Origin of the sequence: Mesorhizobium sp. M0664 (assembly GCF_040320565.1) — a bacterium.
Taxonomy (GTDB): Bacteria; Pseudomonadota; Alphaproteobacteria; order Rhizobiales; family Rhizobiaceae; genus Mesorhizobium.
In genome coordinates this window covers 105,601-111,600 of the sequence record NZ_JAMYPW010000015.1, presented here as the reverse complement: position 1 = coordinate 111,600, position 6,000 = coordinate 105,601, and the positions used below count along the sequence as shown (strand labels likewise).

At 60.1% G+C, this 6,000-nt stretch carries 6 protein-coding genes and 2 pseudogenes; 3 read left to right on the top strand and 5 right to left on the bottom strand.

The features are described from left to right. Positions 1–175: 175 nt before the first annotated feature. The 4 genes and pseudogenes from NKI39_RS16420 to NKI39_RS16405 form a co-directional block, all read right to left on the bottom strand. Entirely contained in the window at positions 176–1,342 is a 1,167-nt protein-coding gene (locus NKI39_RS16420; protein ID WP_352833034.1) for a glycoside hydrolase family 1 protein, read from the bottom strand. 200 nt (positions 1,343–1,542) lie between these two features. Beyond that, positions 1,543–2,067 (bottom strand): YciE/YciF ferroxidase family protein, encoded by a 525-nt coding sequence (locus NKI39_RS16415; RefSeq protein WP_352833044.1) that lies wholly within the window; start codon positions 2,065–2,067, stop codon positions 1,543–1,545. Positions 2,068–2,397: 330 nt separating this feature from the next. Beyond that, positions 2,398–2,877 (bottom strand): annotated as a pseudogene (locus tag NKI39_RS16410) (transposase); the annotation flags it as partial. Further along, positions 2,811–3,051 (bottom strand): annotated as a pseudogene (locus NKI39_RS16405) (phage integrase N-terminal SAM-like domain-containing protein); the annotation flags it as partial. The pseudogenes NKI39_RS16410 and NKI39_RS16405, both read right to left, overlap by 67 nt. A 143-nt stretch (positions 3,052–3,194) precedes the next feature. Between NKI39_RS16405 and NKI39_RS16400 the strand changes: the two are divergent. The 3 genes from NKI39_RS16400 to NKI39_RS16390 all read left to right on the top strand — a co-directional run bounded on the left by NKI39_RS16400 (position 3,195) and on the right by NKI39_RS16390 (position 5,087). Next, positions 3,195–3,398 carry a hypothetical protein gene (locus tag NKI39_RS16400; RefSeq protein ID WP_352833031.1) on the top strand — a complete coding sequence of 68 codons (204 nt, stop codon included), beginning with the start codon at positions 3,195–3,197 and terminating at the stop codon, positions 3,396–3,398. An 806-nt stretch (positions 3,399–4,204) separates the two neighbouring features. Next, positions 4,205–4,717, top strand: a complete 513-nt coding sequence (locus NKI39_RS16395; protein ID WP_352833042.1) for a DUF2231 domain-containing protein — start codon at positions 4,205–4,207, stop codon at positions 4,715–4,717. Beyond that, complete coding sequence (locus NKI39_RS16390) at positions 4,680–5,087, top strand: SDR family NAD(P)-dependent oxidoreductase (RefSeq protein WP_352833030.1); 408 nt, start codon at positions 4,680–4,682, stop codon at positions 5,085–5,087. The genes NKI39_RS16395 and NKI39_RS16390 overlap by 38 nt, the downstream gene beginning before the upstream one ends. A 354-nt stretch (positions 5,088–5,441) precedes the next feature. On the opposite strand, the gene NKI39_RS16385 is transcribed toward NKI39_RS16390, so the two are convergent. Next, the gene (locus tag NKI39_RS16385) at positions 5,442–5,825 is read right to left on the bottom strand and encodes a hypothetical protein (RefSeq protein ID WP_352833027.1); all 384 of its coding nucleotides are present in this window, start codon (positions 5,823–5,825) and stop codon (positions 5,442–5,444) included. Positions 5,826–6,000 lie beyond the last annotated feature (175 nt).

The following is a 6,000-nucleotide window of genomic DNA, read 5'->3' as shown; positions in this document are numbered from 1 at the left end:
ATGCTCGTCACGCCGACGCAGCGCGAGGCGGCCGAGTGAATGATGCGCCGGCCTGACCGGCGTCGGGCGACCCACGGCCAAAGAGGCCCATGTTTCTCGGCTTCTCGGCGAACAGCTCTAGATATGCTGTGCTGTTGATGCAGCTGAAAAGCGCGCACTGTTCCTATCAGCGAGCCTAAGGCGCCCTTGCTTGTTGTTCCTCAAACGCCAAGAACGATTGGCGCTGGCGCTCCAACTCGTCCGCAAGTGGCTTGCGAACAGTGCGCGAGCCGTCCGCATGAATGGTGGAGAACAAGCCGACTTCGGCGTGGCGCGAATTGTCCCAACCTGGGTAGGCCGTCACCGGGTACAGGCATATACCCTGAACAGGTGCACCGAGGCTCGTCGCGTCGCGCACTTCGTCGCAAACGTAGTGAAGCCAGGCTGGCCGGCCTGAACCTTCGGCGCCGGTCTCGGCGATGAACATCGGCTTCTTGTATCGCTCGGCGACCTCGACCAGCATTTCCGAAAGTGCACGGTATTCGTGGTGCCCCATCGGTATCGTTGGGCCATTCAAGTACCATTGGTTGTGCGGATAGAAGTTGAGGCCGATGACGTCCACAACGTCCTCGCTGCCGCCCAACTCCGGTTCCACGCGCCCGATCAGCATGTCATACGCCTCGAATTGGCCCTGGCGAGCATTTTCGGCGCGCCGCCGCTCGGGGTGAGTACGGTCACGAGGAGCAATATGGATCAGCGGTTCAGCCCAGATGAACCTGCAGCCGGGTTCGGCCTCCCGCATGGCCCTCACGCCGGCGACCGCTGCCCTGACAAGGTGTCGTTTGAACCATCCACGCTTGTTCGGCCCGACGCGGGGGAAATAGCCGACCTCCACCGCCCATGCAAAAAACGAAATCTCGTTGATCGGGCACACCAGGGGAGCCACCCCGGTTGCGGAGCGATGAACCCGAACAGCTTCCGCGGCGAAACGGACGTAGTCCTTGATAAACCCCGGGCCACCTTGGTCGATATGGTCTGGCGAGCCATAGTGGAAGATATCCCAGATAATCTGCACCCCGGCCGCCTGGGCTGCTTCGATCGCCGACGTCCAACTCGACCAGTCGAAGACTCCGGGCGCCGTTTCAATCAGGTGCCAGCGCAAGCCGTCGCGGATCGTGCGAAGCCCAAGCTCGGCACAACGGCGATAGTCGCCATGTGCATGGATGTCATGTGAGGTCGCGCGGATCAGATCAAGACGGGCCCCGTCGGCGCGCCTGTGGGAGGAACACTCGAAACCAGCCATGAAAAAGCTGTCGAACCCGGAAGAGCCTGCCGTGGGCCGACGAGCGGTATCCTCGTTCATACCAACATCCTGTCGCCCAAGACGTGCGCAAGTGATCGCATTCGCAGTCCCCATTGTCAGTTCCGGTGGCTAGTCGAAACCGGTCGGCTACCAACCACGTCGACGGCTCGGCGGCCTATACGCGTGTGCCAGGATTGGCGAATACAACCAAGCTCCAATCTCGTCTGCCTTGGCCGCGGTCGCGTCGAGTCGATCCGAAGTTATGCGGCCTGTTGCATCGCCCGTTCGTTGACGCCTGCTTCGCCTAGTCGGGTGAGCGCCTCATCGGTTGCTTTTTCTTCCTTGAGCGTCTGTTCGAGTAGCGGGACTGCGTCTTTCAGACCAAGTAAGCCGGCCCATGTGACAAGAGTTCCGTAGCGCGCTATTTCATAATGTTCGACGGACTGGGCTGCAGCCACGAGACCCGCGTCCAATGCCGGAGCCTCCTGGAACTCCTCCAAAATCTCTTGTCCTTCTTCGATGATGCCGTCGATCGCCGGGCACGTTTTCCCTTGGACTCTCTTGCCAAACGCGTCGAAAACTTGCTGCAGACGCTCAATCTGACCCTCTGTCTCGTCACGATGTTTTTCGAACGCCGCCTTCAACTCTTCGGACTCCGCGCCCTTTGCCATTTTCCGGAGGGCCGTCAGAATCTTGCGTTCGGCGTAGTAGATGTCTTTCAGACCATCATAGAAAAGGTCTTCCAAGCCCTTGGAGCTGCCCTGAGAGCTTTTTTTCGTCGCCATTGTCATCTCCTCTTTCATTTCTATCGACGCATGCATGGCTCTAACTGGACCAGTCTCTTGTTGTTCCTTCGGCCACGGCACACCGGCAGCCAGCAGCGAGCGACGGTCGGGTTGACCCCTGATTCTAGTCCGCCGCGTCAGCAGCGGCTTGAGCATCTCGGCTCCGCGTCCATTGCGGACGTTCCGGAACGAGGATCACGTATTGATTGGGAGACAAGTGAGGAGCTATCGCGCTGCCTCTCGGATTAGCGGCGCGAGGGTGCGGGCAAAGGTCCGCTGCGAAAAATCCGGCCGAAGGACTCGATGACAGCGGAAATCCTTCAGGCAGACGCTCATTTGGCAGATGGTTTCCAGCGTCATGTGTCTAGCGCGCTGCACGGCCCATTCGTCGTTCTGTTCGAGCAGGATCGCGCCAACCAGGCGGACGATGGCGTCATCATTTGGGAAGATGCCGACGACCTCGGTGCGCCGCTTGATCTCGTCGTTGAGGCTCTCGATCGGGTTGGATCGAGTGCAGCTTGGCGCGGTGCTCCTTGGGGAAAGTCATTTAGGCAAGCATGTCGGGCTCGGCGTCGTCCATGATGGTGGCGAGCTTCGGGACCTTGGGCCGGATCTGATCAGCCACGGCGCGCCATTGCGTGCTCGCGACCTCGGGCGTTTCCTGGGCGAAGGCGCTGGCGATGAAAGCGGAAACGACGCAGCGCCCTTGCCGGCATGGGCCAGCACGTTCCTCATGAAGTGGACGTCACGCCGTAGAAAAACCGCAGCGCGCACACCGTCTGGTTCAGCGCCGGCCACGAGACTCCCGCCGAAACCAGATGGACCTGGGAGGCGCGGACGTCCTCCAGGCCGAGCCGGTCCGGTGAGCGGTCGAAATAGCGCGAAAATTGGTCACCGCGTGCAGGATCGCTGGGTAGCCGGCGACAGATTGCGGATCGTCATGTCCTCGATCATTCGTCGGCGAAGAGGGCTCAACTGGGCCATCTCAAACTCCTGTTCTCAAGATTGCGCTTCAACAGCCGCAATCTTTCAAATCAGAAGCGTCATCCGCAAACCTACGCACCAAATGACGCGTCAGCGGCTTCGTTCAATCCGGAGTCTTCTCCACGGGCGCGCGCAGGTTCATCATGTCATCGGTCATCGATGGTTCCTTCGAATCCGGTTGTGTCAGCAAACCCCACTTTACCGGCGAACTTTCGATGACCAACGCAAAGCCACTCGCTAACAGCGCCATCGAGGGCGCGCTCGCGAGCGGCTTCGGTACCGCCGAGCTACACCACCTGCAGGGATGCGACCGCTCGTTCTTAACTCCCGTCGCCGAATGGGATTAGTTGCGCAGCATATTCATCCGGCGTGGGAGGATCACATGCCGATCCACCGAAAAGCCGAAGAGGCGGGCGTCTTCTATCCATCTGAACTAGCGCTGCTGGGCCGCGTGTTCGACCGGCTCAAGTCCGACGCTCTATCTGAACAGCGACGCGAAGCGCTGGCGTCCCGGATCATTGCAAATTACATAGCCGGACTAGTGGACGAGGAAGAACTTCTGTCGAGGCTTCCCGGCAGGCGCTTGGACGGTCCTGAGCGAATCCCCTGGCTAGAATTGGTCCGAAAGCGTACAATAGCAAATCGTTAGCAACACAACATGGCCGCTGCGCTTGGGGGCGACTATCGCACTCTTGGGCCCGACACCAGGCACAATGTAATGGCGGAAGAACAAGCACGGCCCGGCCTGAAACCTGAAATCGTCAGCGAACTCGCGCGAGAGTCAGGCGCATCCGAACATCAGATACGCGAGATAGTGTCGCTGGTCGGCTTCGATCGCGGCTCAATCCTGAGGGAAGCTCGTCTCCTCAAAAACAACAGGTAGGGCCGGCGCTTTGCACGGCGTCGGCGGCATCATCGTCGAGACCCGGCCTACGTCAGCCCACCGCGCGAACGCAGCACGTTCTGACAGGCCGCAGGATCGGCATTTCCAAGGCCGCCGAGGCCGAATGGCGGTTCGGCTGCGCGGCTCGGAATATTTAAGTCGCAGGTTTTAATCCTGCGCATCGCGCCGCTGAGAACAACTCTCGATAGCGCTGATCGAAGCTGTTCGCGCCGGATTGGAACCCCCGGGCCGCCTTCAACGTTGTTTGGCATGGCTGACGATCGCGCAAATCATCTGCTGGGCGTTGCAACCACCGCAAAGATCGGCAGCCATCCGATTCACCCCATGCTCATCCCTTTCCCGATCGCATTGCTCGTATCGGTATTCCTGTCGGATTTAGTGTTCTGGTCGACCGGCAATGCATTCTGGGCCGAAGCATCCTTCTGGCTGCTCGGCTTTGCCCTTTTGATGAGCGCTGCCGCGGCGCTGGCCGGCTTTGCCGATTTTCTTGGAAATTCAAGGGTGCGGTCCATCAATGCCGCGTGGCACCATATGGTCGGCAACGTCGTGGCCGTGGTGCTGGCGCTGGCCAGCTTCATCCTGCGCCTAAGTGCCGGTGCCGCCGAGGGCGCCTTGCCCTGGGGCCTGGCGCTGTCCACGATTGTCGTTCTGCTACTCCTTTATACCGGCTGGAAAGGCGGAACGCTTGTCTACGAGCACAGGGTAGGGATGCATCCCGAACAAGGTGAGGAGCTCAACTCTCGCTCGGAACGATCCCGATAGGGTTTTGACGAATGGCCGACGTGCTGGGAGCCGTCGTGGTGGTCACCGGCGCCTCCAGCGGCATCGGCAGAGCGACCGTTCTGGGTTTTGCGCGCAAGGCGCACGGCTGGTGCTGGTCTCAAGAAACGCGGACGCACTCGACAAGGTCGCCAAGGAGTGTGCCGGCTTGGGCGGTGAGGCGCTGACCTTTGCCGCGGATATGGCGGGCGATGCGGCCGTGGAGCGAATGCGCAGCTTTGCCGTGTCGCGTTTCGGCAGGATCGACGTGTGGGTGAATTGCGCCGCTTTTCGGCCGATTCGAGGAAATGCCGCCGCATGTGTGATCAGGACGTTTCTGGTGGATGACGCCGGTACTGAACAAAGGCTGTGACGAGTCCGATGCGGTGAGTGGAAGAGGCCCGCCGGCTTACCCAGCCGCCTTGGGGTGCAACCTTAGTGAATGGACCAGACGACGATCTTGCTGTCCTGAATGACGAAACTGTCGGCGCCCTCAGCGGTCGAACCTGGACGAAGTTGCCGAGCAGATCAGCAGTGTATAGGGACCGCGGACCTGTTTTGCGATGTAGTTGAACTCACCTCGACGCAACTGCTCGCGGAAGCCAAGCGGATATCGACGCTGCCTGAAAACTTACGCGCAAGCGCTCCACACTTTCGTGGCGGCGCCTTGTCGATCGCCCTGAGCAAGCCAAGCACCCCTTCTCTATCCTATAGTATTCGTCTTCGACTATTGCTCCGGAACGGCAGAGGTTTGCGGACGATTTCGTGCTGCTTCGGCAATTTCCGGGATGTATTTCGTCGCGGTGCAGCTTCGGTTCACATTGGAGCGTGCGTCGAATACCTCTTTCTCGCAGACCCGCTTGGCGAGCTCGATAGGCACATGAACTGCCAGAGGCACTTCCACCTCGGAAATTCCAAGCTCCCGTGCGATCTGCTGTTTCACTTCGTGCCTGCCAAGCGAAACGTCGACGCCGACATCCTCGGCATCTTCGGTTGTCGATGATGCGCCTTGCCCCGGAGGATCTTGCTGCTCGGTCTGAGCAAATGACTCCACGGCAAAGAGTTGCAACGCGAACACGGCGAGGGGCAAAACTGGTTGGAACACTCTCATGCCTGGCTCCTGCAGGTGCCTTTAGCAACGGCAAAGTATGTAAACCGTTCCAGAGGCGGGGATGGCGCGCTCAGCGGCAGTCGAGGCGGGTTTTTCTGCGCTCAACGATGCGGAGCTGATCGATCGCAGTGCCCGCGGGAGAACCAGACCGTGCTTTGCCAGAGCGCGACGCGGC